The following is a 24,921-nucleotide window of genomic DNA, read 5'->3' on the forward strand; positions in this document are numbered from 1 at the left end:
ATTCCTCTCAACTTCTTGTATAGGCCTCTACATCCTATACAACGACCATATCAAGCATTTTCTCTCAAAAAAAAAAGAATTCCTTTATACGCAAGGAATTCACTTTATTATTTTGTAAAAAAATCCTCTTCTGAAATAACCACTATATTATTTCTTCTTAGCAGTGCGGATGTAACGCCTGCACCGATTCTCTTTGTAGCATTGAAATCACCATTATAAATCATTGCACTGCCACAGGATGGGCTATACTCTTTTAAGATTACCTTAGTCGCGCCAAGTTCAAGCGCTTTATGTAAAGTTGCATAGGCACCCTTTAGATACAGCTCCGTTACATCACGGCCAGACCTTTCCACTACAATCGCATTTCCATCAAGAACATCTTCCCCATCACCGCCAACTATTTCAGCGGGCTCACGAGGTGTAGTAAAGCCTCCCATCAATTCAGGGCACACAGTTACAGCCTTATTTTCTAATACCAGCTGTTGTATTCTTTCATCTAAACTATCTGTACCGTTATAGCGTACCTTTAATCCCGCTAAGCAAGAACTGATTAATATCACAACGTTTCCTCATTTTCTCATTCATCAACAAGGCATTTTTTAAATATCACGTCAAATTTATATTTTTTGATACAATATTTTTATCCTAAATATGGATTGTAAGTCACATTTATTATAACTTCCTCTTGGTACAACTGCTATAGTAGACTTAAGACCACTATGGCACATTTTTTGAATTAAAGGAGGAAAAAGCTTGGTTGAATATACAATTTGTTTTCTTAAGCAAGGAGACAAAATATTATTACTAAATAGAGATAAGCCACAATGGATGGGCGCTTGGAATGGTGTCGGTGGAAAAATTGAGCAAGGTGAAACGCCATTAGTCGGTGCATTACGAGAAATTAACGAAGAAACCGGCATTGCTTTGCAAGACATTACATACAAAGGAAAAATAACATGGACGGATGGAATCACTAACTTTGGGTGCATGTATGCATTTATTGCCGAACTACCAGACTCCTACCCATATGTGACACCCATTAAGGTTGCAGAAGGTATTCTTGATTGGAAAGACTTAACTTGGATTTTGCATCCTCAAAATGTAGGAATAGCAGATTTAAAATATTATTTACCGAAGATGCTAGATGAATCAACCAATTATGAATACATATTTACTTATAAAGATAGTAAATTAATTGAAATGATAAGTATCCCATTAGTACATACATTTACTGTCTAAATCTGAAAGGACCTCGTAAACGTGATAGTAGTGTTTACGAGACTTGTCTAATTATTTTCTTGGCTGCGCAAATCGCATTCTGCACATCGACCAATTTAATGTTGTTTTTTGTATATTATCATAAATATCCCACAGGCTATCGACTACCCGTACTTCTACATGAAGCTTAAATAATTCCTCAAATAAATTTTCCACTTCAAATTTAGCAATAGGTAGCTGAGTTGTTTCACTCGTATAATAGCCTGCTACCTGATCCTGTAACGTAAATCCATGGATATCAAATTCATATAGATAAAGTGTCGTATTTTTCATTGTTTCAAACCACTTGCTTTCAATTACAATTACATGTGAAGCAGATGCAGAGGTGAAATAAGTTTGTATATCCTGTTCTGTTGTTTCTGCACCTATATGATAGCAAACTCTTGGACAATTTCTAGGCGTTAAAAAGTTAGGGAGGCATTTATCATTTATAGCCCATACGAGCCCTTTAGTTGCATCTAAATCTGCTCGTTCAGGTAATCGAGGATGAAAGACAAGGATATCACTTTCCTCACTGACATGAAATATTCTCATGTACTTCCCACCTTATTTCTAAAAACAATAAAATCTGTACAATGTAAGTCTTCTGAACTTATATTTAATATTTTATATCATGTAGATAGAGGCACACCTTCTATAAGTAAAATATTCAAGCCTGAAATTCCAAGTGAATTTCAGGCTTTTTTTAGGAATTCGATTGTGTTTTAATGGTCAATATATTTTCTAATGCAGCTTGCTGCTTCATTGTTAACAATCGCCCACACAACATAACGAGCAAGGCAAGAAATACTATGCCACCAGCAAATACAAGTGCTGCTTTATAGCTGCTATAAACTTCTACAAGTTGCCCCGCAATAATCGGTCCAATAATTTGTCCAAATGCATAGAATGTTGTTAATAAAGATACAACAGGACCGCTTTGAGTTGGGAAAAGCTGACGTGCATAGGAAGTTGTCAGCGTCACAATCCCTACAAATGTTAAGCCAAATAAAAACGAAGATAATAATACGCTCCAAACAGTTTGTGAAAATACTGGTAGCAGGATACCCAACACTTGTAATATGTAAGCCACAAACAGGATTTTTATTGCAGAAAACTTTTCTAATAACACGGTCCAAACTGGTGCTGAAGGTATGGCTGCTACCCCAACGATAACCCAACTATAGGAAGAATACGCTTGGAGTGAAGGAATATTATGAATAATATCAACTAAAAATGTACCTGTGATGATATAACCTAAGCCCTCTAAGCCATATGACATTATTAACCACGGCATAAAACCCTTTGTCATTTTTGCATCGGAGGATTTTGCAGCCTTCTTGCTATCTTGTACATCTAATCCTCTCCAAAGAATATACGTAATGCCTAAGAACAGCGCTGATAAAATCCCTAAACCTATCCATGTACCCTGCCATGCAAATTGTTCCTCAAGAACTGGTACGAATAAACCTGAGATAGCAATTCCTAAGCCAATTCCGCTAAATAAATAGCCTGACCAACGTGATAGTGAGCGCTTTGCTAAGTAATCCATAATAATGCTCGATGTTAAAACAAAAATAAGTCCCCCTGTTATGCCTGCAATCAAACGAAGTACAAGCCACACACTGTATATTCCAATGATTCCCATAAGAACAACAGAAAGGACATTTAAGACAACACTTAATAATAAAAAGTTCTTTCTATTGCGATGTATAAATCCTGCCCATAATGCTCCAATAAAATAGCCAATATAATTACTTGATGCCAAAAATCCTGCAACTTCAAAAGAAAATCCGACATCATGACGCATAAATGGCAAAATTGGTGTAAAGGCAAATCGGCTAATGCCCATTGCCACTACGAGCAACAGTACCCCTCCAAATAAAATTCCGATGTGCTGTCGATTCATCTCGTCCCCTCCCCTAAAACTTTATAGTAATTAAAGGATACAGAGTGAAAATTAATAAATCTAATATATAATTTATATAAAAGGATAAATAATTTTTATATAAGGAGAAATTTCATGAATTTACATGCTCTTAGACTCTTCACAAAAGTAGCCGAGCTCAAAAGTGTTTCTAAAGCAGCACAAGCACTAATGATTAGCCAGCCTGCCGTTACTATACAAATTAGGAATTTAGAAAGAGATTTGGAATTAACTTTGTTGGAATCTAAAGGAAGAGGAATAACGTTAACACAAAATGGAGAATTTTTATTTAAACAGGCACAGCGGCTATTTGATTTAGAAATGGATATTGAAAATAAGTTAGAGCAATTAAAAAATACTGGGAATGAGGAATTGCAAATTGCTTCGACTCATGTTCCATCGCATTTTTTATTACCGAAATGGCTAGCTAAATATAAACAAGCTTTCCCGAACTCTTATATCCATATAAAAACTGCTAACTCCCAACAGGTTATTGAAGAATTGCTTCACTATAAAGCGGATTTAGCCTTTATCGTAAAAGAGGATGGCCATCATCCAGATATTAATTATCAATTTCTCATAAATTTAGATTATTGGTTTATCGTGCCTTATGGTCACCCAATGGCAGATCAAACTGTGACATTAGCAGAACTAATGCAGCAGCCATTTGTTTCTAGAGAAGACGGTAGCTCGACAAAGGAATTTTTAAATGCATTATGTAAGGTTCATAAAATTCCGCCACCAAGAGTAGGTCTGCAACTCGATGGCATTAATGAATCGATCCATGCCATAGCAGCAGGCTACGGTACGATGCTAGCTCCGTCCATAGCAGCTTCAAGCTTTATTCAAAGGCAGCAAATAGCCAGAGTCTTTATAAAGGATATGGATATTCAAAGACCCATCTATCTTTGTACACGAAAGAACGAACAAAATATCTCTTCGGCCTTTCATACGTTTATGGATATTATTAATGATTCTATTAATCGTATTTGAGATTTTATTCTCAAATACGATTCACTTTTTTTAGATGAAGCTGTTTCTGAAACAAAAATACAATAAATCGAATGATTAATACATAGATAAATGCTTTTATAAAACTAATTGCTAACACAAAGACGTAACGACCAAAATCTTCAAGCTCATTAAAATAATATTTTTGTATTTGCCACTCAAAAAATAATGCCTTATAGCTTATTCCTAAAAAAATTGGTATGAACAATAGCCAATAAAATATCGATAATTTAAAATTATACCCTTTAACCAACATATAAATCCTCCTCTTTGAGCTGTCTCTTCTATTGATTATTCTGCAAGTATTTACAAAAGCCTTGTTTTGCTTATTTTTCTAAATGCAAACCTTATGCCATTGATTGCTTCATTGCTTGGTTCAACTCCTTTTACTGGGTATTCAACGAATTCAGGTGTTATTTCCATTACAGGTATAGCAAGTCGCTGAGTATTTATTGCCACTGGTGCTTGGTTTCCCTGGTAAACCAAAATAATAAAAAATGAAAGCATTGGTGAAAAAGAAATGCATGTAATTGCTGTTCCTTTAATTTTAACATTAGCATTAATGTTACTACCTGATGATTTCCTTTATTCATTGCCAACTACCGTTCAATACTTATTCCGTTCATCAATCGCATTTGCTGCTATAGTAGCCATCTTGATGAATTAATTATTACCAGATGTGAAATAAACTCAAATGCCCAATACTCCTATTCCTTTAGGAGATTGTGCATTCATGTTGTTGAAATACTATTATGTCAATGACATCAAGGTGACAAATTAAAAAGTATAGCCCTTTTTCAAAACGAGGGGTTGATCTCCGTTCCGACTGAGTGCTTTCCTGGGGGCGTCCGATGAGCCGCGGGGCAACAGATGTTTTTTGCGCGAAAGTGAAGCGGCAGCAGCAGGAGGTTGGTCACGAAGGCGTTGTCACAGGACGTGACGATTTTAGCCTTCGTTCCCCTAATCTGCTCGCTCCAGGGTCTCCTCTGTGACGCTGAATCCCCGAGGAGTCACTCAGTCTACACTCCAATCAACCACTGCTTAAAATATTAGATGCGCTTGCTGAAAATGAAGAAAGGTTGATTATTGAAACAGGGAAATATATAGGGGAGGGTTTTGATTATGCTCGACTAGATTCCTTATTTTTAGTTATGCCTTTTTCATGGAAAGGTACATTGCAACAATATGTAGGAAGACTACATCGTCAGCATGATTCAAAGTTAAAAGTAAAGGTCTATGATTACGTAGATTATCAAGAGCAAATGTTCAAAGTAATGTTTGAAAAAAGATTAAAAGGCTATCGTTCGTTAGGGTATAAATTGTTGGAAAATAAATCATCTAAACAAATGAAGTTATTTTAAAATTCCAATCAATTTCCATAAAAAAATTGGTTCTTAACAATAAAGAATCCGATTTTAAGATTAATTGATGGTTCGACACTTCCTGTGAGTAAGTATCGAACCATTTTGCTCCGTGGAGGATTTGTCTGTCTCGCTTTTAACTTTACTCTGCGACGAAAACAAATTGTTATCCTTAACTTCTTTAATTATTTATATACTACCAAAATAGACTAAATCCCCATCTCCCCAACAAATTTAACCGAAGACCATCCCTTACTCTTTCCTGCGCTAAACTTCACTCTTAAACTTAAATTTAGTTCACCCTCATTACAAATAAAGGTCGTTTGAATAGTAGATGGTGTTTGTTGATTGATCATTACATGACCTATGGCTTTGCTGTGTTCTAAAATGTGGCAATCGTTTTGCTTATACATTGTAATTACCTTAGTTGCATTACCTAGAATAGCTACTAAACCTTTTTGCAGCTTGTTTAATTCAGCATTCCCCACTGCCTGCCCAAATTCAACAGATATCTCTTCCAAGCATTGGCGATGGTTCTTTTTTCCAAGATCAAATTGCTTCTTCAATTTATCTAACAGTGGAACTAATGAGCCGACATCGAAATATAGCGGTCCTAAAATTTGTCCAGCTCCTGGATTTTTTACTGTTATCTTAGCACTTTTGTTTGCAATGGCTTTTAGTGATAAACCTTCTTCGATATATTTTCCGTTAGCTAATAATATTATTTTTAAATCTGTTGTATCAAGTCTATCCTTTATATAGCTTTCTGGAACTAGCTGAATACTTTGAAGTCGATATTCTCCATACTTATTCACTAAATATTCCTCTATTTTTTCTTTAGTGACAATTGACGATTCTACAATTTGTAGTAGTATATCATGATCAACAATTGAACTGTAAGAAGTCAAAATTTCTTGGTAAGTAGATCCCTCCACTTGCTGAAGCAATGGATTTGTTTTTAATAATCGGTAATAGACTATTGCTTCATTACATTTCCCAATCGCATTGCTGCTATTACTCGTACTGGTTTTGACATGTTGCTCAATCTTTTTCTCAAATGCTTCGATACTTTGTAAATTTTCATTCTGCACCTTTGCATTTTCTGGGAAGTATTCAAAACTCGTTGCTATTTTAATAGAAGTAGATGGACTACTTTCAAATTTAAAACGTAATGTTAGCGCATGTTCACCAATACGTAACCCTACTGTATCATTTCCCTTTTTATAAATATACAATGGTTTAGAAAAATCAATTTGGGTTTGCCATTGTTCTACCTTATAAATTCGTTCTTCGTTGTACCTAGAAACAATATTAATACTGTCTATCATCATTAGTATTTGAAAGGTTTCTTCTAGCAAACCCTTTTTTGCATTGTAGGCTTCTTTCAGCAAATAAAATGCAATATCTCTTAATTGCGCCAAAAACACTCGACGAAGAGGATTGATCTCATCCGTAAATTTAGGGAAATAATGCTTCACCTTACTTCTTAATATTGTTATCGTATCATATTCGTTTATTTGTCCTTTTTGACTTACAATTTCTCGATAAAATGCTTTAAGTTCATGTTCTAAATCTACATTAAACATTTTCTGTAAAGCTTCACTGTTAAAATATTTAGATAAAAAGCTTTTAGCACCTATATTTTTCGGCTGAATAGATGTTGCTCCTTTTATAGTAAAAAGATTTATTTTAATTACATCCTCATTTTGCAACGTGATCAGTAAATCTGGATGTTGATCAGGGTGATTTGTTTGATATTTATTCATAATAGATTTGATATTAGGGTAAAGCTGTTTAATATAATTAGCAGTTGGGTAATCTTTATGATTCAGTAAAGATTCATAAACTTTTAAAACATGTGCTTTTCCACGCTCACTCGACTTTGCCATCTACTATCACCTCTTATTTCCATTCTAACCTATTTTATTTTTTGAAAACATCATACTGGCCTTTTATTACAGTGTTTGATATAATAATACAAGCAATCTAGGAGGGAATAATGATGAGCATCAAAGTAGAACAAAAAGGACGAGGGAAATTTAAACCCGCTCCCGACTATAGTATTGATGATGTGAAGCGTGTGCTACATGAAAAAATAATCGAAGAAAACAGTAAAATGTTACATGCAAACATTGACTCAGATTATTTGTCTTCTATTCAATATATACCAAATAAAATCAACACAATTAGCTTATTCTCTGGTTGCGGTGGATTGGACCTAGGCTTTGAACTAGCGGGTCTCGCAGCGGTTATCGGAGAAGAAGCGGCACTTAAGGCATTACATTCAAAGAAAGCTTACGACAACATACGTGGGCAAAGTATTTTTCATACAATTTATACAAATGATTTATTTAAAGAAGCGAATGAATCATATCGAGCAAATTTCCCCAAGCCTGTATTTCAGCACGGTATTGATATTCGTAGGGTGCGTAATTTTCCGAAGGCGGATCTTGTCATAGGCGGCTTCCCTTGCCCTGGCTTCAGTGAGGCAGGTCCACGCTTAGTAGATGATGAGCGCAACTTTTTATATATTCACTTTATTCGCTGCATTACACAGGCTAAACCGGATATTTTTGTTGCTGAAAATGTAAAAGGGATGATGACACTCGGAAAGGGTGAGGTCATTAAGCAAATTACTGAGGATTTTGCGGCCAGTGGTTATGATGTGCAATACAAACTATTGAATGCTCGCGATTATGGTGTGCCACAGCTCCGTGAGCGTGTTTTTATTGTAGGTGTCAAAAAAGGACTTGGCTTTAAATATCATTATCCAAAGGCTACTCATGGTAGAGGATTACTACCATTTACGACGTTACAGCAGACAATCGGTGATTTAGAGGAAAATCCAGGACCTTATTTCACAGGCTCTTACTCCAGTATTTACATGTCACGTAATCGTAAAAAAGATTGGAATGAACAGAGTTTTACAATTCAGGCATCGGGTAGACAGGCTCCGTTACATCCTAGTGGTTTGCCAATGGAGAAGGTTGGTAAGGATAAATGGATTTTTCCAGATGGCGAGGAGCAACATCGCCGTTTGTCTGTCCTTGAAATTGCACGTATTCAAACATTTCCTGATTGGTATACATTTAGCGACGGTAGAAATATGAATGTTTCCGCTAATAATCGCCTCGATAAACAGTACAAACAAATCGGTAATGCCGTGCCTGTTTTACTTGCGAAGGCAGTTGCCACACCAATCGCTGAATGGGCGGTTGATTTTGTAGGAAACCGATTTATTGAACAATCACAACAACTAAATTTATTTTAAATGTTGTGAACAAATATATCATCTCCCATAAAATAAGGAAATTATATGTGCAATGATTGAAGCGATTGTATCAACTAGAACGAATCCACATGAAGCACTTAGTAGGAACAGAAATTATCCCAATATAGAAATTATAGGAATTTTTCAATCAAAATACCAACAAATAGCGCCCCTCTTTTATATTAGGAGCGCTATTTGCCTCTTTCCCGTTAACCTAATATTTCCTATTATAAAGTATTTTCAAAAATTTCTGTCTCCTCGTCTATTCTTTTGTTATACTAGAGCAAAAAAGTAGGGATTATATGATATATGATGTGATAATTGTTGGGGCTGGCTCGATGGGTATGGCAACGGGCTATTATTTAGCAAAGGCAGGAAAAAATGTTCTGATGCTTGATGCCTTTGATCCTCCACATGAAGAAGGCAGTCATCATGGAGAAACAAGAATTATTCGCTTTGCCTATGGCGAGGGGGCTAGTTATGTACCTTTTGTTAAAAGAGCAGGTGAATTATGGAGGGAATTAGAAGCGTTATCAAATGAATCCTTATTTCTACAAACAGGTGTTGTGAATGTTGGAGAGCCAACACATTCTTTTATTAAAAATGTAAAAGCTAGTGCCGAACTTTACGACTTAGCATTAGAACAATATTCAGCCGATACAGCTATGAAAAAATGGCCAGGATTATTCGTCCCTAAAAACTTTGTTGCTTGCTTTGAACCCACTGCCGGTGTTCTTCGTGTAGAAGCCTGCATTCTTGCCTATAAAAAATTAGCGATAAAGGCAGGAGCAGCATTACATACAAATGAAAAAGTTCAGTCCATTCAAGCGGGAAGTATTATAAAGGTACAAACCGAAAAAAATGTTTACGAGTCAAAACAGTTAATTGTCACTGCTGGTGCTTGGATTACGGAGCTATTACAAACAATGGACATTACCATCCCTGTTACACCTACTCGAAAAACCTTTGCTTGGTTTGAAGCGGATGAACAGCTCTATGGTAAAGATGTATTTCCAGCCTATTGTTTTGAATTGGCAGATTCCACGTACTATGGATTTCCAAATATTGATGGTGCAGGACTAAAGCTTGGTCGTCATGATGGTGGTGAGGCAATCAATCCAAATGATCCGCTTCGTCCGTTTGATGAACAGGATTCCATTGATTTACTTAACTTTATTCAGCAATTTATGCCACAGCATGGGGCATTAAAATATGGAAAAACGTGCAAGTATTCCATGACACCAGATGAAGATTTCATTATCGACTTTTTACCTGAGCATCAAAACATTATCGTTGCAGCAGGCTTTTCTGGACATGGCTTTAAATTTAGCAGTGCAGTTGGTGAGGTACTCACTGAGTTAACACTAAATGGAGAAAGTAAGCAGGATTTATCACTTTTTAGATTAAATCGTTTTAAATAAAATTACTTGTATATTCATACGAAATGCATTAGAGAGTAGCGTAAACTACTCTCTATATTTATCTATGCTTACCAAAAGGCTAAAGAACGTTTCTTCATCGATTCTCGATATTGCTCTGTTGAGATTGGTAATGATTTATTTATTTGATAATCCATAACTACACCATATTTTCGGACAACATCCATTTGATTAATTTCTCCGTTATTATACAGTTGCTCCACTTTTATAGGATCTGTCTCCAGCCATCTATGACGATTTCGGCGAATATAATCCCTTTCTTTTAATGTGGCAGCTATATCTACTTCAAATGCATCGATATCACGATCGATTTCATGGATCACAACACCATAATCAAGCTTAGCACGCTCAATTGAAACATATTCATCAATAACATCCTCTAATACAGCATTTACATCTCGTGCTAACGGGTCTCCTAAGCCCCCTCCTCCTGCTGAGGGACGAGTAAAGGAATCCCCTTCTTTCACTTCGATATTTGAGAAAATTGTACCTAAAAATGACTCATCCTTTTTACCTGGGTTTAAAATAGCTCCCTGTGCGATAGAAGGTAAGCCACCCATAATTCCCCATGTGATCGAGCGTGAACGATCACAGCAATACGACATCACTGTATGGTTGACATTTGTTAAAATGCCTCCCTTCTCGACACCACAACCACCACGGTATTTGCCTGGGCCTGCAGAATCTATTATTATTTCATGCTTTGTTGTAATCACTGGTGACAATCGCTCTTGCCCCTCACATGGCTGCACGCTTAGCCCTACTCCAAACACTGGCGAGGTTGTATTTGCACCATCACGATCAATACGCCCCCCATGTCCACCAGCCATCCAGTCATACCACATAAAATACTCACTACTATCCTGACGCTGATCATACCCACCGATTAATAAATATTCTAAATTAAATGAACATGCAATAGCTCGTTCAGGCATAATATTTGACCATAACTCGAAGCAAGCATTCATAATTTTCTCAAACGCCCCAGAACAATAGCCAGAGACAGCAACTGGGCTAGGAGCATTGACGACAGAGTTCTCAGGAAGATAAATTTTCACAACTCGATAGAATCCTGAATTTAGTGGGATATCTGGGAAGAATGTTTTAGTGCCTGCATAAGTGCCAGAAAGGGCTGAGCCAAACCCCGCATTTAAAAAGCAGCTAATATAAGGATGAGAATTACTTAAATCATACGCTATTTCTTTCTCTGTAATGGTCATTTTTACATGGATTGGGATAAGTCCATCTCCTACTTGTGGGTCCATATCGATATAGTCCACCGTTTCCCATTGACCTTTGGGTAGAGCTTTAATTTTCGCTCTCATTAATCGTTCTACATAATTTTGCACCTCTTCAAAGGCTACTAGTACTGTATCTATGCCGTACCTTCCAATCATTTCCTTAAGCTGCTTCTCTCCAACTTTTGCTGCTTCTACCTGAGAACGTAAATCTCCTATCCGTTCTTCTGGTATCCGCATATTCATAACAATAATTTTCACAACATCTGATAAATATTGACCTTTACTATAAATGCGTACAGGCGGAATACGCAATCCTTCTCCGTAATGCTCCTTGGCAGTAATATCAAAGGAACCTGGATTAGAGCCACCGACATCTGCCCAGTGTCCATTCGTTTGCATAAGAGCAATTAATTTTTCATCATGGAATACTGGTAAAATAACACGGACATCGCTAAAATGTGTGCCACCACGATAAGGATCATTCACTAGAAATACATCACCAGGATGAATATCATCTACGAAATCCTCTAATACAGCTTTTGCGGTTAAATGTAATGTCCCGACATGTACTGAAATATCTTGCGTTCCTTGCATCACTGTATTTCCCTGCGCATCACATAATGCACAGCTGAAATCTCGATTATAAATAACGAATGAATAGCATGTACGCAGCATTTGTTCAGCCATTTGATCAACTAAGTTCACAAAACCGTTTTTTAACACTTCAAATGTTACTGGATCTAAATTTCGAACCTTATGATGTGTCTCTAAATTCGTTGTACTCATCGCCCAATTCCTCCTTATCGAGTATTAGTTCACAGTAATAATGATATTCTTATATGCATCAACCTCTGCTGTAAAACCAGGTGGAATAACGGTCGTTGTGTCAAGTTGATCGATGATGGCTGGACCAGCAAAGTGTGTGTAAACAGGTATTTTATCGCGATAGTACACGTTTGTTTCAAAATATTTGCCCTCAAAATAAACAGAGCGAGTTTCCTTGAATGCATCTTCTAAAGAGCCCTCAGGAACATATTGCGGGAAATCTGGCTTTGGTACTGTTCCAATCGCCGTGACACGTAGACCAAAAATTTCAACAGCTTGGTCCTTATCGGAAAATGCAAATTCTCGTTCATGTTCCTGATGAAATGCTTCTAGTATTGCATCTAGAGAAGTTATTTCATCTGATACAAGAACGGCAAGAGATCGCCATTGTCCCTTATAACGGAGATCTATATAATTCGTTAAGGACGAGGTATTTTCTGCTATCCCTTCCTCCTCTAATAATGTTGTTGCTTCTATACGTAATGCACCAAATTGTTTGGTTAGTTCTTCGGCAGTTATCTCATCAAGCTTTTTTACATACGTTTTAGAAATATCATGACGAACATCGACAAGTAGACAGCCCATTGCAGCAGCTACACCTGGATGTGTAGGAATAATAACTTTTGGAATGTTTAAATCCTTTGCCAAATAGGCACCATGTAATGGCCCTGCACCACCAAAAGCAACAAGTGCAAAATCTCGTGGATCATAGCCTCTACGAACAGATATCAGTCGTACTGCATCACTCATATTGGCATTTGCAACATCTATAATCGCGCTAGCCGCCTCCTCAATCGTTTGATTGAAAGCGTTTGCGATTTTTTTCACGGCTTCTCTTGCCGCTTCTTTGTTTAATTGCATCGTACCATCCAATAAATCTACACCAAGACGCCCTAACACTAAATTTGCATCTGAGTTCGTTGGTTCTGTTCCACCTCGTCCATAGCAGGCTGGACCTGGAGCTGCTCCTGCACTTTGTGGTCCATTACGTAAAGAGCCCCCTTCATCCTGCCATGCAAGGCTACCACCCCCTGCTCCTATTGTTAATATTTCAATACTTGGGAAACCAATTGGATATCCATATTCTATTGACCAATCCTTTGTAATGCGAATATCACCCTTATACATAAGTGAAATATCAGTACTTGTACCACCCATATCTAAGCCAATTGCATTGTCAAATCCACACAGCTTTGCGATATGCTTACTTGCAATAGCACCAGCTGCTATCCCTGAGCTTGCTAGTCTAGCCGCATAACGTGGAACCGTACTTGAAGTCATGACGCCACCACCAGAATGTAACACTAAAATTTCTTCCTCATAGCCCTTTTTCTGCATTTCATTGCTTAACTTACAAATGTATTTACTCATAATTGGTCCGAGAACTGCGTTGATAATCGTTGTGCTCATTCGCTCATGCTCGAAAATTTCAGGAAGCACCTCGCTTGATATACAAACATAGACATCCGGTAGTTCCTCTTTTAAAATTTTTTTGACTTTCAGCTCATTCTCTCCATTGACATAGGCGTTGAGGAAGCAAACAGCAATAGATTGTGTACCTCTACGTTTTAATTTTTTGGCTAAAATCCGAACTTCCTCTTCATCAATAGCTTGAAGAATGTTCCCTTCATAATCTATGCGTTCTCCTACTTCAAACCGATCTCTCCGCTGAATATAGGGTCTAGCAGTATCCTTGTACGTATCCCAAATATCTTCCTTTGTCCCTCGACGAATTTCAATAACATCCCTAAAACCCTTTGTCGTTATAAGGGCTGTTTTCGGAAGCTTTCGTTCAATTAAGGCATTTGTTCCAACGGTTGTGCCATGAGAAAAAATTTTAATATTCTTCCCATTTAATCCTGCTTTTTCTACACCATTTAAAATTCCCTGCTCTGGATTTGAAGGTGTTGAAGATGTTTTTGTTACAAATACGTCTCCCGTCTCTTCATTAAAAACAAATACATCCGTAAACGTTCCACCAACATCAATTGCTAAACGACTTTGTGCCATAGTTATACCTTCTTTCGTTTACTTGGTTTGATGAAATACACAAAAATTCTTCATTATAAATCTTCTTTGATGAAGATAATACCTCAAGTGAATGCCGCTAGATTTCCTCAAAATATAGCAGTCACTATGAGAACAATCCGAGATCATTACACTGAGGCATATAGAATGTGTTATTGTTTGGCTGGATACTATTTAATTTCAAGATGAGTTAGATTTTTATTCAACCTTTGTACCAATTGTAATTGTTTTGAAGGTTGTAAAAAATTCCTTCGCCGCCTGCCCCTGCTCACGGGCACCGGTACTTGAGTTTTTCATTCCTCCAAATGGTGCTTGGGGCTCGGCTCCTCCTGTTTCATCGTTCACCTGTACAAGTCCCACTTCACTGCGATTAATAAAATCAAAAGCTTTTGGAATATTAGTAGTATAGATCGAAGCACTTAATCCAAAATCCGAATCATTTGATAAGTGAATCGCCTCTTCATAATCCTTAACCTTTATAACAGCTAGTACGGGACCAAATATTTCTTCATGGGCAATCGCCATATCATGTGATACATTTGTAAAAATGGTTGGATCGATGTAATACCCCTCTTTCATACCTTGAGTGGGACCACCACCAAATACAAGCTCAGCTCCATCTAGTTGTGCTTTTTCAATAGCGGCTAAAATAGAATCATATTGCCCCTTGGAGGATACAGGGCCCATTGTTACGCCAACCTCTATTTTTTTAGCCTCTTCTATTAACTGCTGCAGCACTTCTTCATAAACCGCTTCCTCAATATACACTCGACTTGTCGCTGTACAACGCTGTCCTGTTTGTTTCATGGCACCTTCTATCGTTAGTTTTGCAGCTTGTTTGATATTGGCATCCGCTAAAATGATGGCTGCATTTTTTCCTCCAAGCTCCAGTTGAATTTTTTTATTCGTTGATCCAGCAGTATCTAAAATACTTTGACCGACACTATTTGAACCAGTAAATGTAATCGCCCTTACTTCAGGAGCCTCCAATAAAATCTGCCCCACCTTTGAGCCACGTCCTTGGACTACATTTAACACATTTTCTGGTAAACCAGCTTGTTGAAATAATTCTCCTATTAATTTTCCGGTTAAAGCGGTTTCAATGGATGGCTTCCAAACAACTGTATTGCCATACACTAATGCCGGAGCAATCTTCCACAATGGAATGGCAACTGGAAAATTCCAAGGGGTGATTGCTGCAACTACACCGAGTGGCACACGCATTGTATATAATATTTTTGATTCATTGGCAGAAGGTAACACCTCACCTACAGCACGCATCCCCTCTTGGGCAAAATAACGCAAAATAGAAGCCCCTCTTTTCACTTCACCGAGCATTTCACTTTTCGTTTTACCCATTTCACATGAAGCTATTTCAGCTACTTGATCCATATTTTTCTCAAGTAAATCCGCTGTTAGTCGTAAAACCTCTCCACGTGCTACAGACGATGTATTTTTCCAGCCTTCAAATGCATTATGAGCCGCACTAACAACTTCCTTCGTTTCATCTAGTGTCAAAAGCTCCACTGTGCCAATACATTGGCTTGGTCTCGCTGGATTAAATTGTTCACGTACTTCTCTAACAACCGTTGTCATATTACTCCTCCTTCACAAAATTATTGTATTTATATTTCAACGATAGTTTTACGTATATATTCAAACGTTTCGTCTAATATACGTAGCATTTCGTCCAATTCTACTTTTGATAGAATAAGAGGAGGAGCAAAAACAACTGTATCTTGATCATAAGTAACCGTTCGAAGGATTAACCCTCGCTTCATTGTTTCCTGTACAAAAATAGGGCTAAGTGGAGACCCAAACAATTCACCTGTCTCACGGCTTTTTACTAATTCAATTGCTCCAAGTAACCCCAGTGTACGTACACGTCCGATAAAGCTATATTTTTCTTGCAGTGCTTGGAATCCCTTTAACATCGCATCACCCATGACCGCTGCATTTTCAACGAGATTTTCACGCTCAACGATTTCAATATTTTTCAAGCCGACTTGACAAGCAAGTGCATGACCACTGTAAGTGTAACCATGCATTAAAGTACCTTTAGAAAGCTCACAAAAGTCTTGATGCAGTTTTTCGGATATCACCACGCCTCCAAGTTGGGCATAACCACTCGAAACGCCTTTTGCGAAGCTCATCATATCTGGCACTACACCATAATGCTCCATCCCAAAAAATTTACCCGTACGACCAAATCCTGTGATGACTTCATCCGCGATCAATAAAATACCATACTCATCACAAATTTTTCGCACTTCTCTAAAGTAGTCCTTTTGTGGAATATTTACTCCACCTGCTCCTTGTACAGGCTCAGAAATAAATGCTGCCACAGTTTCAGGGCCTAATGCCTCAATAGTTTCACGTAAATTACGTACCGATTGGCTATAGACATAGTGGAAATCTGGAGCATGTGAATTAGTAAAATCACGAAATGCTTGTAAACCTGTTGCATTTGTAGCACCCATCGCTACACCATGGTAGGAGTGTGTACGTGAAATAATTTTTTGGCGCTTTGGCTGTCCTTTTAATAACCAGTAATGACGGGCTAGTTTAATCGCTGTATCGTTTGCCTCTGACCCACCTGAAGTGAAAAATACTGTGTTTAAATCTCCAGGAGCTAAAGAAGCAATTTTCGCTGCTAAACGAATCGCCGGTTCATTGCTAAATGTTGCAAAGCAGGAGCTAAAAGCTAATGTAGACATTTGCTCCTTCGCGACGTCTGCAATTTCTTGACGGCCATGCCCAATATTTACATTCCATAAAGAGGACATCCCGTCAATATAGACATTTCCTTCAACATCTTTTAAGTAAATGCCATTTCCTTCTGTAAAAATAACTGCTGGTCCTTGTGTTTGCTGTTGCTCAATTGACGATGTTGGATGTAAAAAATGCTTTTGATCTAATGTTTTTAGCTCTTCCTGTAATTGAATTGCCATCAATACCAACCTCTTTTCGTTTAAAATTTCCTACACTTTTTTAATAGCAACTCTCATGCCAACTGTTTAAAAAATTTCCTTCCATCAAAAAATTTCGGCATAAAAAGCAAAAGAGACATTCTCTTGATTGAAAATGCCTCTCCTATCCCTTGTTTTATTGATGAATTTCACTGATGCAGTTCATCATTGTTTTTGCATTACACCAAAAAGATTGTTGCGTTATCACCATTTACTATGCAAAAACGAAAATTTGATGCAATAATACATCACTACTCCTTATAAGAAATATGTCTTGTTAATTGGAATTTTTGTATTTTGCGTACTAATGTTGATTGATCACAGCCAAGTGATTTGGCTGCCTGCCTTATACTTGGATATTTAGACAATGCCTGTTTAATAATTTGCTTTTCAAACGCAGCTACTTGCTCCTTTAATGTGCCTCTAAATACCATTGGAACAGCTGATTCCTGTAAATTTGGTAGTTGCTCCACATTTTCGATATTACGAATATTCGTTGTATTACTATCTAATTCCTGTTGTACCGTAAATACTGTTATTTCTGGCTGTGTAGCTAATAAGCAAATTCGTTCCACCATATTTTTAAGCTGACGTATATTTCCCGGCCAATCATAAGACACTAATATTTTCATAGCCGAGGATTCAATTGTTCGATGAATCCCATATTTCTCTCCAATGACAGCTAAAAAATGATGAACTAATGGAATAATATCCTGGCGTCGTTGTCTTAACGGTGGAATTTCAATAGGGATGATATTTAAACGATAATATAAATCCTCACGGAAACTACCTTGTCTCACCATTTCTGCCAAATTACGATTCGTTGCTGCAATGATGCGGACATCAATAGAAATAGGCTTCCCACTACCAATACGCTGAACCTCTGACTCTTGGAGCACACGCAATAATTTTGCCTGTAGTAACAAAGGCATCTCTCCAATTTCATCTAAAAATACTGTACCACCTGACGCAATTTCAAATAACCCAGCTTTACCACCTCTAGATGCCCCAGTAAATGCTCCTCCCTCATAGCCAAAAAGCTCTGTTTCTAATAGATTTTCAGGAATTGCACTACAGTTAATCGTTAATATTTGTTTATGACTACGTCTACTATTTGCATGAATCAGTTTTGTAATTTCTTCTTTACCAACACCCGATTCACCACCGATTAGTACAGTAGAATCCACCTCTGCAATTCTCATCACACGATTTATAACATCCATCATTGCAGGAGATACAGCGATTAAACTACTTGTTGTCGCCTCCTTATTATGTAACATTTGTAGCTTGTTTTTAAAATTTTCGTTTTGAACCTCTAATTTTTTCACTTCTGTCTCTAATAGTTTTAACTGCGTCATATCACGTGTAATGGCTACTACGTATTGCAACTCACCATTTTCATCAAATATCGGCTTGCCCGTCACTAAAAAGCATTTTCCATTAATAAACGTTTGCAGTATGGTTACTTTTTCTTTTGATTCGATGACTTTCATGGATATAGAATCACTCATTAAACCTTCAGCTATTGCGTCTTTTGCATATCTTCCCATTAAATCGATACCGACAATTTCGATATCAATATCATTTTGAAATAATATTTTACCATCGCTATTACAAATGGTAATGCCATCTGATATGGAATTTAATACTTTGTTTGATAATGGATTCATAAAATCAAAATGGCTAAACTGCATTAATGGTCTAATAGTAAATAAACCACCTTGTGAAGTTTCTAATACATGAATAAAATAGCCCTCTGCCTCAAATGTTTCTGTTCCTTTGCTATATTTTTTTATTATTTTTTCAAGAAGCTCTATTTGGATATCACTTTTTACAATCACTTCATCATTTTTGACAAGAATAAAATGTTCATCTTTACGAAGTTCTGTTATCGACATATAGACCACTTCCTCTCAGACCAGAAAATATAAACTCTTCATACAAAAAATTCGCTCTCTTTCCACGGGTAATTTGCAAGCCTAAAGGTGCTGAAGACCTTCGCTTTATTGCTTGGCTTACTATCTCGCAGAATGGTCGCGAATTTTTTGTATGCTTATTTAAATCACTACGATTATCAATATGATTAGGAACATCACCATACTATTCTACTCTGAGGCTAGTTTTTCCTCTATTTGTTCTGCTGGCCTTGTTGACAGCTTTCGCATAATCATGAACAGCACAACTGAGACAATTAAAACAATTGTGCTTAAATAAAATTGAGAGCGTAATGATTCAATGAGCGCTTGGCAGAAATAAACAACTGTTAAAATACCAATTGTGACATACGAAAGGTATGGGAATAACCACATTTTAATCGATAATGGCTCATTTGAAACCTTGTCATAATAACGTCGGAAACGAATTTGAGAAATAGCAATAAAAATATAAACCGCAATCATCAATCCACCAACACAGTTACCTAAAAAATAGAAGATAACTTCAGGTGAAATGAAATATAGCATCGCACAAATATAAGCCACCACTGTGCTACCGATAATGGCAGGTACAGGTACTCCCCGCCGATTTTTAATTTGAGAAAAGATTTTCGGTGCATCACCCTGACGTGACATTTCAAGTAACATACGTGAGCTTGTATAAAGTGCCGAATTTAAAACTGAGATTAATGAAATAAAAATGACGATTTGAATAATTTGAGCAGCAATAGGGAGCCCTGCCATCGTTAAAATATTTGCGTATGGCGCTGCCAACATTTTTGTATCATTCCAAGGTAATATTAACACCATAATAGCTACTGAGCCTACAAAAAATAGCCCTAATCGAAACACGACATTACGAATGGCACGAACAATATTTTTAGCTGGATTTTCAGACTCTGCTGCCGCAATAGCCGCTACCTCTGCACCGCAAATTGAGAAAATGACAAATACAATAGCTGTGAAAATTGGAACAATACCATTTGGTGCAAATCCACCGAATTCTGTTAAGATTCCTAGCCCCTTTGCTTCATAGTTTGGCCAAATGCCTAAAATCATAGCTAGCCCAACTACTAAAAATACAATAATGGCTGAAACTTTGACGAAGGAAAGCCAATATTCGAATTCCCCAAATGATTTTACAGAATAAATATTGATGATGGTCATTAACAATGTGATGCCAATACTCCCAACCCATATTGGTATAAACGGGAACCAGTTATGCAGCATTCCTCCAATAAGTGCCGCCTCTAACCCCACAATAAATACCCAGCTTGCCCAATATAGCCAGCCAACAGTAAAGCCTGCCCATGGACCAATATACTTTCCTGCATATGAAGCAAATGAACCTAACTCTGCCGAACCATTAGCCTTTTCCCCTAGAACAATTTCTCCTGCTGCCATTTCACCAACCATTTGCATGATTAAAACAATGAGTAAGCATGCAATTGCATATGAAACGACCGCTGCTGGACCAGTACTTAAAATGTTTTTTCCTGTACCAACGAATAGCCCTGTACCAATTACCCCTCCAATGGAAATCATTGTAATATGCCGTGTTTTCAGTGATTTTTGCAAAGCTCCCATTAAAGCACCCCTTTAGTGTTTTATGTAGACATTTACTAGCCCCTTTCCTCTAATTCAATGTCTACCATTTAATAAGCAAATTGGATGCCAACTCTATTCAATTATTAAAAATTTCAAATAATTATCTATCCATACCTCCAATTGTTGTCATTTAAAATGATTGGTTCTTGAATAGACTCATATGCAGTTTCGAATATTTGATGCAAATATACATCATTGACACTTCATTTACATCATCTATCCATATGACCGATTAAATGAGCTCAAAATGTTCATTTCCTCTCTGTACTTCGCTACTGTCCGTCTAGAAATTTGAATCCCTTCTCCACTTAATATTTTAGTAATTAGCTGATCCGTTAAAGGCTTTTGTTTATCTTCACCTTCGATCAACTGTTTAAGTCGCTTTTTAATATACATAATAGAATCCATTTTTCCTGAACTATTCATTACTCCTTTTGTAAATAACGTTTGTAAAGCATATACACCGTGAGAGGTTTTTATATATTTTCCACGAACAGCACGACTAATCGTTGATACATGTAAACCTAAAATGTCCGCCACATCTTTTAAACGCATGGGCTTTATGGCTCCAAGCCCTTGATGGAAAAAATCTTCTTGCAATTTCACTAGTAATCTAGCTAGTTCGTAAAGTGTCTTATCGCGTTGCTCAATTCCTTGTAGTAATAACAGAGCATCTTTCATTGTGTCTCGGAAATATGTTTTACAGTTTGGATCATTCTTTAATATTTCTACATAATTTTTATCAATTGTAACGGTTGGTACATATCCACGGTTTAATTTAATCAACCATTCCTCATCCATTTTCTCCACTTCAATTTCAGGAATGACATATGGAATCGCTTCCAATTTATCTCCTGTTATTACTGGTTGTAAATTTTTTATATAGTCCAAAGTTTTTTTTACTTCATGTATTGGCGTTTTGTACTTTTTACTTAATTGTTTAATGGCTTGTGCAGCCACTAACTCTAAATCATCTTTGATAAATTGGTAGGTCGATTTGGGCGCAAGCTCATCTCTTTCTACTTGAATTAGTAAATATTCTTTCGTATTACGCGCCCCTACCCCTATTGGCTCAAATGTTTGAAGTAAGTCCAATAGTGCCTCTACATGCAAATTACTTGTTTTAAATCTAGCAGCCACCAATTCTACATCAACATCTAAAAATAAACGGTCATCTAAGGATTGAATTAAAAACGTTAAGATTTTTAAATCCTTTGAAGAAAGGTTTTTATGCATAGGCACCTGTTCCAATAAAAACCGTTCATAGCTTTCTTTTGCAGCCAGCCCCATCTCAACCAAATTAAACAAATTACTTTCTGATTCATAATATTGCGAGGAGAAATTCTTAACAGAACAGCTTGCTAATTGGAAAATTTCCTCGTATTGACTTTTTAAAGTAGCATCAGTAACAACTAACAGAGGATTTTCATTGGCCTTGTCATAAATGAACTGTTCAAGCTCATTTGTGGAGTATTGCAGTATTTCTAAATGCTGTACAAGCTGTGCTGATAAAACTTGCATTACTTTTTGGGAAGTTTTGATAGCCATTTGCATGCCCTTACCTCCATAACAGAATTTTCTACATAGTAACATGTTTATTCTGCATTTTACCATTTTTTTATTAAAAATATTACTTCCACCTCATCACTTATCCTTCCGCAGATAAAAATTTTAATAATTCAAAAAATACATTGACTCCATTCATAAGAAGTCATAAAATACACATATAAAATAATAGTTACCACATTGCGGTAAAAAAGGAGGAATGATGAAATGTTTCAATTACCAACGGTGCAATTTACAGAAGAACAGGAACAATTTCGCTTAGAGGTTCGAGTTTTTCTACAGGATGAATTAGTAAAAGGGACCTTCACACAAAAATGTGATTCTTGGTTAAGTGGAGATGATCCTGAATTTTCCAAATTAATTGGTCAAAAAGGCTGGATTGGCTTAACTTGGCCTAAAAAATATGGTGGCCAAGAACGAAGTACTATAGATCGATATATTTTAACAGAAGAATTTTTAGCTATTGGCGCTCCCGTTGCAGCACATTGGTTTGCTGACCGCCAAACAGGTCCACTTCTTTTACGGTATGGAACAGAGGAGCAGCGTGAATTTTTCTTACCACAAATCGTGAAAGGCGAATGCTACTTTGGCATAGGCTTAAGTGAACCTAATAGTGGGTCTGACCTAGCTTCAGTCAGTACACGTGCTGAAAAAGTAGATGGCGGATGGATTGTAAATGGTCAAAAAATATGGACAAGTAACGCTCACCTTTGCCATTATATGGTGACCTTAGTACGTACAAGTCCCTTTGACGGAAAACATAAACATGCAGGGCTTAGTCAGCTTATCATCGATTTACAGGCACAGGGTGTAACCATTGTTCCCATTAAATTTTTAACAGGTGAGCATCATTACAATGAGGTGTTCTTTGATAACGTTTTTGTCCCAGACAATATGGTTGTTGGAGAAATCGGTAATGGCTGGGCACAAGGATTAGCAGAGCTCGCCTTTGAGCGCAGTGGTCCAGAGCGAATATTGAGCACATTCCCATTAATTGATGAGCTTATTCATGAGCTAAAGCGCCAAAACAATTCACAAGGATTAATGCAAGCATCCAAAATTGTTGCTCGTCTTTGGAGTTTACGAAATCTATCAATTGGTGTGGCTCAGCTTTTAGAATCTGGCAATAGTGAAGACGTATCTATTCCAGCAGCACTTGTAAAAGCTCTCGGAACGAAATTTGAGCAAAGTATTCCTGAAATAACACGTCTAATCATACAGACTTATCCTTCACTTGATGCTGATCGTAAAATTGATCGCTTTATGGCCCAGTCTATTTTACATGCTCCAGGCTTTACTATTAGAGGTGGAACTTCAGAGGTATTATATGGCGTTGTAGCGAAAGGAGTTGTAGCACAATGAGTGAGATGAAAGACATGATTATGGATGTTGTTGAGCGCATGTTAAAGGAAAATGTGGATAAAGATTTAGTCGATACTGTAGAACAAGGTGATTGGGCACCAGCCTTATGGGAATTATTCGAAGAAAATGGTATGACGGTTGTAGCTGTTACCGAAGAAAATGGAGGTGCGGGGGGCGATATTGAAGATTTATTGAATATTGTTCGATTAACAGGAAAATACGCTGCACCGATTCCATTTATCGAAACAACCTTTGCGAACTATTTGCTGGAGTATTCAAAATTACAGGTACTAGAAGATTTAGCGACATATAGTTTATCTAAGAACCAAGTCTTTACGTTAGAGAACGGGACATTAACAGGTGAGGCTCATCATATTCCTTGGGCACGTCACGTGAAGCACCTAGTAACGCTTGCTCATAGTACAGAGGGTACACACCTTGTAGCAATAGATTTAAGTCAGGCTGATATTAAACATGGCACAAATTTAGCAGGCGAGCCGCGTGATACAGTGACATTCCAACATGCACTAGTTTCACAATTGTCTGCTGGGCTATCTCCTGATGAAATACACACTTTAACAACCCTCTGTACCGCCTTTCAATTAGCCCTGATGACTGGTGCTATCGATAAAATAAATGACTTAACCGTTCAATATACGAAGGAGCGTGAGCAATTCGGTCGACCAATTCACCGCTTCCAGCTTGTTCAGCAGCATATCGTTCACTTAGCAGGTGAAACGGCTATCGCATTAGCTGCATTTAATAATGTAACCGAAGCCCTTCTGACAAACAATGAAAATAGTGAGGTTGCCTATGCCCGCATTCGTTTTGAAGAGATCATTCAAGCAGTGACAACCATCTCACACCAAGTACATGCAGCCATCGGTACTACCCACGAACATAGTTTACATCAATTTACACGTAGACTTTGGGCATGGCGGGACGAAGGAGTAGATTCCTCTTATTGGGCTAATATCGTAGCATTACAGCTGATGGAAAATAGCGAGGATAGTCTTTGGGCATATTTAACTACTTCTAATAGTAGCTCTCCACTATTTAAAATAGAAGGATGAAGTTTACAGTAAATACATTCAATTTAAACCAATAACCTAAAGGGAGTGT

At 37.2% G+C, this 24,921-nt stretch carries 21 protein-coding genes; 9 read left to right on the top strand and 12 right to left on the bottom strand.

Annotated elements, in window-relative coordinates:
• Positions 1-107: 107 nt before the first annotated feature.
• Positions 108-560 (bottom strand): DUF523 domain-containing protein, encoded by a 453-nt coding sequence (locus ACQKIM_RS12215; RefSeq protein ID WP_427544049.1) that lies wholly within the window; start codon positions 558-560, stop codon positions 108-110.
• A 193-nt stretch (positions 561-753) separates the two neighbouring features.
• Here ACQKIM_RS12215 and ACQKIM_RS12220 point away from each other — a divergent pair, with 193 nt between their 5' ends.
• Positions 754-1,239 (top strand): NUDIX hydrolase, encoded by a 486-nt coding sequence (locus tag ACQKIM_RS12220; RefSeq protein ID WP_427544052.1) that lies wholly within the window; start codon positions 754-756, stop codon positions 1,237-1,239.
• A gap of 51 nt (positions 1,240-1,290) precedes the next feature.
• Here ACQKIM_RS12220 and ACQKIM_RS12225 read toward each other — a convergent pair whose 3' ends face one another.
• Together ACQKIM_RS12225 and ACQKIM_RS12230 are read right to left on the bottom strand one after the other, a co-directional pair.
• Positions 1,291-1,812, bottom strand: coding sequence for a DUF6886 family protein (locus tag ACQKIM_RS12225; protein WP_427544055.1), 522 nt, complete (start codon positions 1,810-1,812; stop codon positions 1,291-1,293).
• A 151-nt stretch (positions 1,813-1,963) separates the two neighbouring features.
• The gene (locus tag ACQKIM_RS12230) at positions 1,964-3,166 is read right to left on the bottom strand and encodes a YbfB/YjiJ family MFS transporter (RefSeq protein WP_427544058.1); all 1,203 of its coding nucleotides are present in this window, start codon (positions 3,164-3,166) and stop codon (positions 1,964-1,966) included.
• Positions 3,167-3,280: 114 nt separating this feature from the next.
• Here ACQKIM_RS12230 and ACQKIM_RS12235 point away from each other — a divergent pair, with 114 nt between their 5' ends.
• On the top strand, positions 3,281-4,177 hold the full coding sequence (locus ACQKIM_RS12235; RefSeq protein WP_427544061.1) for a LysR family transcriptional regulator: 897 nt from the start codon (positions 3,281-3,283) through the stop codon (positions 4,175-4,177).
• 10 nt (positions 4,178-4,187) lie between these two features.
• Here the strand turns inward: ACQKIM_RS12235 and ACQKIM_RS12240 are convergent, their stop codons facing one another.
• Positions 4,188-4,451, bottom strand: coding sequence for a hypothetical protein (locus ACQKIM_RS12240; RefSeq protein WP_427544064.1), 264 nt, complete (start codon positions 4,449-4,451; stop codon positions 4,188-4,190).
• Positions 4,452-4,715: 264 nt separating this feature from the next.
• On the opposite strand from ACQKIM_RS12240, the gene ACQKIM_RS12245 reads away from it, so the two are divergent.
• From ACQKIM_RS12245 to ACQKIM_RS12255, 3 genes are all read left to right on the top strand, one after another.
• A complete protein-coding gene (locus tag ACQKIM_RS12245) occupies positions 4,716-4,862 on the top strand; it encodes a hypothetical protein (RefSeq protein WP_427544067.1) in 147 nt (48 codons plus the stop codon).
• A gap of 184 nt (positions 4,863-5,046) precedes the next feature.
• Positions 5,047-5,187 (top strand): hypothetical protein, encoded by a 141-nt coding sequence (locus tag ACQKIM_RS12250; RefSeq protein WP_427544070.1) that lies wholly within the window; start codon positions 5,047-5,049, stop codon positions 5,185-5,187.
• Between the two features lie 87 nt (positions 5,188-5,274).
• Complete coding sequence (locus tag ACQKIM_RS12255) at positions 5,275-5,556, top strand: hypothetical protein (RefSeq protein ID WP_427544073.1); 282 nt, start codon at positions 5,275-5,277, stop codon at positions 5,554-5,556.
• 209 nt (positions 5,557-5,765) lie between these two features.
• Here ACQKIM_RS12255 and ACQKIM_RS12260 read toward each other — a convergent pair whose 3' ends face one another.
• On the bottom strand, positions 5,766-7,445 hold the full coding sequence (locus ACQKIM_RS12260; RefSeq protein WP_427544076.1) for a hypothetical protein: 1,680 nt from the start codon (positions 7,443-7,445) through the stop codon (positions 5,766-5,768).
• 113 nt (positions 7,446-7,558) lie between these two features.
• Between ACQKIM_RS12260 and ACQKIM_RS12265 the strand changes: the two genes are divergently transcribed.
• Entirely contained in the window at positions 7,559-8,827 is a 1,269-nt protein-coding gene (locus tag ACQKIM_RS12265) for a DNA cytosine methyltransferase (protein ID WP_427544079.1), read from the top strand.
• A 302-nt stretch (positions 8,828-9,129) separates the two neighbouring features.
• A complete protein-coding gene (gene solA / locus ACQKIM_RS12270; protein WP_427544082.1) occupies positions 9,130-10,248 on the top strand; it encodes an N-methyl-L-tryptophan oxidase in 1,119 nt (372 codons plus the stop codon).
• 68 nt (positions 10,249-10,316) lie between these two features.
• On the opposite strand, the gene ACQKIM_RS12275 is transcribed toward solA, so the two are convergent.
• The 7 genes from ACQKIM_RS12275 to rpoN form a co-directional block, all read right to left on the bottom strand.
• On the bottom strand, positions 10,317-12,293 hold the full coding sequence (locus ACQKIM_RS12275) for a hydantoinase B/oxoprolinase family protein (protein WP_427544085.1): 1,977 nt from the start codon (positions 12,291-12,293) through the stop codon (positions 10,317-10,319).
• A 24-nt stretch (positions 12,294-12,317) separates the two neighbouring features.
• On the bottom strand, positions 12,318-14,342 hold the full coding sequence (locus ACQKIM_RS12280) for a hydantoinase/oxoprolinase family protein (protein ID WP_427544088.1): 2,025 nt from the start codon (positions 14,340-14,342) through the stop codon (positions 12,318-12,320).
• 216 nt (positions 14,343-14,558) lie between these two features.
• Positions 14,559-15,956 (bottom strand): aldehyde dehydrogenase family protein, encoded by a 1,398-nt coding sequence (locus ACQKIM_RS12285; RefSeq protein WP_427544090.1) that lies wholly within the window; start codon positions 15,954-15,956, stop codon positions 14,559-14,561.
• A 29-nt stretch (positions 15,957-15,985) separates the two neighbouring features.
• Positions 15,986-17,311 carry an aspartate aminotransferase family protein gene (locus ACQKIM_RS12290; RefSeq protein WP_427544093.1) on the bottom strand — a complete coding sequence of 442 codons (1,326 nt, stop codon included), beginning with the start codon at positions 17,309-17,311 and terminating at the stop codon, positions 15,986-15,988.
• 269 nt (positions 17,312-17,580) lie between these two features.
• A complete protein-coding gene (locus ACQKIM_RS12295; protein ID WP_427544096.1) occupies positions 17,581-19,227 on the bottom strand; it encodes a sigma-54 interaction domain-containing protein in 1,647 nt (548 codons plus the stop codon).
• Positions 19,228-19,434: 207 nt separating this feature from the next.
• On the bottom strand, positions 19,435-20,850 hold the full coding sequence (locus ACQKIM_RS12300; protein WP_427544099.1) for an amino acid permease: 1,416 nt from the start codon (positions 20,848-20,850) through the stop codon (positions 19,435-19,437).
• 237 nt (positions 20,851-21,087) lie between these two features.
• Positions 21,088-22,425, bottom strand: coding sequence for an RNA polymerase factor sigma-54 (gene rpoN, locus ACQKIM_RS12305; RefSeq protein WP_427544102.1), 1,338 nt, complete (start codon positions 22,423-22,425; stop codon positions 21,088-21,090).
• 219 nt (positions 22,426-22,644) lie between these two features.
• Here rpoN and ACQKIM_RS12310 point away from each other — a divergent pair, with 219 nt between their 5' ends.
• Both ACQKIM_RS12310 and ACQKIM_RS12315 read left to right on the top strand, forming a co-directional pair.
• Entirely contained in the window at positions 22,645-23,799 is a 1,155-nt protein-coding gene (locus tag ACQKIM_RS12310; protein ID WP_427544105.1) for an acyl-CoA dehydrogenase family protein, read from the top strand.
• Complete coding sequence (locus ACQKIM_RS12315) at positions 23,796-24,872, top strand: acyl-CoA dehydrogenase family protein (protein ID WP_427544108.1); 1,077 nt, start codon at positions 23,796-23,798, stop codon at positions 24,870-24,872. The genes ACQKIM_RS12310 and ACQKIM_RS12315 overlap by 4 nt, the downstream gene beginning before the upstream one ends.
• Positions 24,873-24,921: the final 49 nt, after the last annotated feature.

The organism is Lysinibacillus sp. NPDC047702 (assembly GCF_050272555.1).
In the GTDB taxonomy this organism is placed as follows: domain Bacteria; phylum Bacillota; class Bacilli; order Bacillales_A; family Planococcaceae; genus Lysinibacillus.

Coding starts and splice junctions, on each gene's coding strand:
- ACQKIM_RS12225 (WP_427544055.1), bottom strand. CDS start 1,812: ATGAGAATATTTCATGTCAGTGAGGAAAGTGATATCCTTGTCTTTCAT.
- ACQKIM_RS12230 (WP_427544058.1), bottom strand. CDS start 3,166: ATGAATCGACAGCACATCGGAATTTTATTTGGAGGGGTACTGTTGCTC.
- ACQKIM_RS12235 (WP_427544061.1), top strand. CDS start 3,281: ATGAATTTACATGCTCTTAGACTCTTCACAAAAGTAGCCGAGCTCAAA.
- ACQKIM_RS12240 (WP_427544064.1), bottom strand. CDS start 4,451: ATGTTGGTTAAAGGGTATAATTTTAAATTATCGATATTTTATTGGCTA.
- ACQKIM_RS12245 (WP_427544067.1), top strand. CDS start 4,716: ATGCATGTAATTGCTGTTCCTTTAATTTTAACATTAGCATTAATGTTA.
- ACQKIM_RS12250 (WP_427544070.1), top strand. CDS start 5,047: ATGAGCCGCGGGGCAACAGATGTTTTTTGCGCGAAAGTGAAGCGGCAG.
- ACQKIM_RS12260 (WP_427544076.1), bottom strand. CDS start 7,445: ATGGCAAAGTCGAGTGAGCGTGGAAAAGCACATGTTTTAAAAGTTTAT.
- ACQKIM_RS12265 (WP_427544079.1), top strand. CDS start 7,559: ATGAGCATCAAAGTAGAACAAAAAGGACGAGGGAAATTTAAACCCGCT.
- solA (WP_427544082.1), top strand. CDS start 9,130: ATGATATATGATGTGATAATTGTTGGGGCTGGCTCGATGGGTATGGCA.
- ACQKIM_RS12275 (WP_427544085.1), bottom strand. CDS start 12,293: ATGAGTACAACGAATTTAGAGACACATCATAAGGTTCGAAATTTAGAT.
- ACQKIM_RS12280 (WP_427544088.1), bottom strand. CDS start 14,342: ATGGCACAAAGTCGTTTAGCAATTGATGTTGGTGGAACGTTTACGGAT.
- ACQKIM_RS12285 (WP_427544090.1), bottom strand. CDS start 15,956: ATGACAACGGTTGTTAGAGAAGTACGTGAACAATTTAATCCAGCGAGA.
- ACQKIM_RS12290 (WP_427544093.1), bottom strand. CDS start 17,311: ATGGCAATTCAATTACAGGAAGAGCTAAAAACATTAGATCAAAAGCAT.
- ACQKIM_RS12295 (WP_427544096.1), bottom strand. CDS start 19,227: ATGTCGATAACAGAACTTCGTAAAGATGAACATTTTATTCTTGTCAAA.
- ACQKIM_RS12300 (WP_427544099.1), bottom strand. CDS start 20,850: ATGGGAGCTTTGCAAAAATCACTGAAAACACGGCATATTACAATGATT.
- rpoN (WP_427544102.1), bottom strand. CDS start 22,425: ATGCAAATGGCTATCAAAACTTCCCAAAAAGTAATGCAAGTTTTATCA.
- ACQKIM_RS12310 (WP_427544105.1), top strand. CDS start 22,645: ATGTTTCAATTACCAACGGTGCAATTTACAGAAGAACAGGAACAATTT.
- ACQKIM_RS12315 (WP_427544108.1), top strand. CDS start 23,796: ATGAGTGAGATGAAAGACATGATTATGGATGTTGTTGAGCGCATGTTA.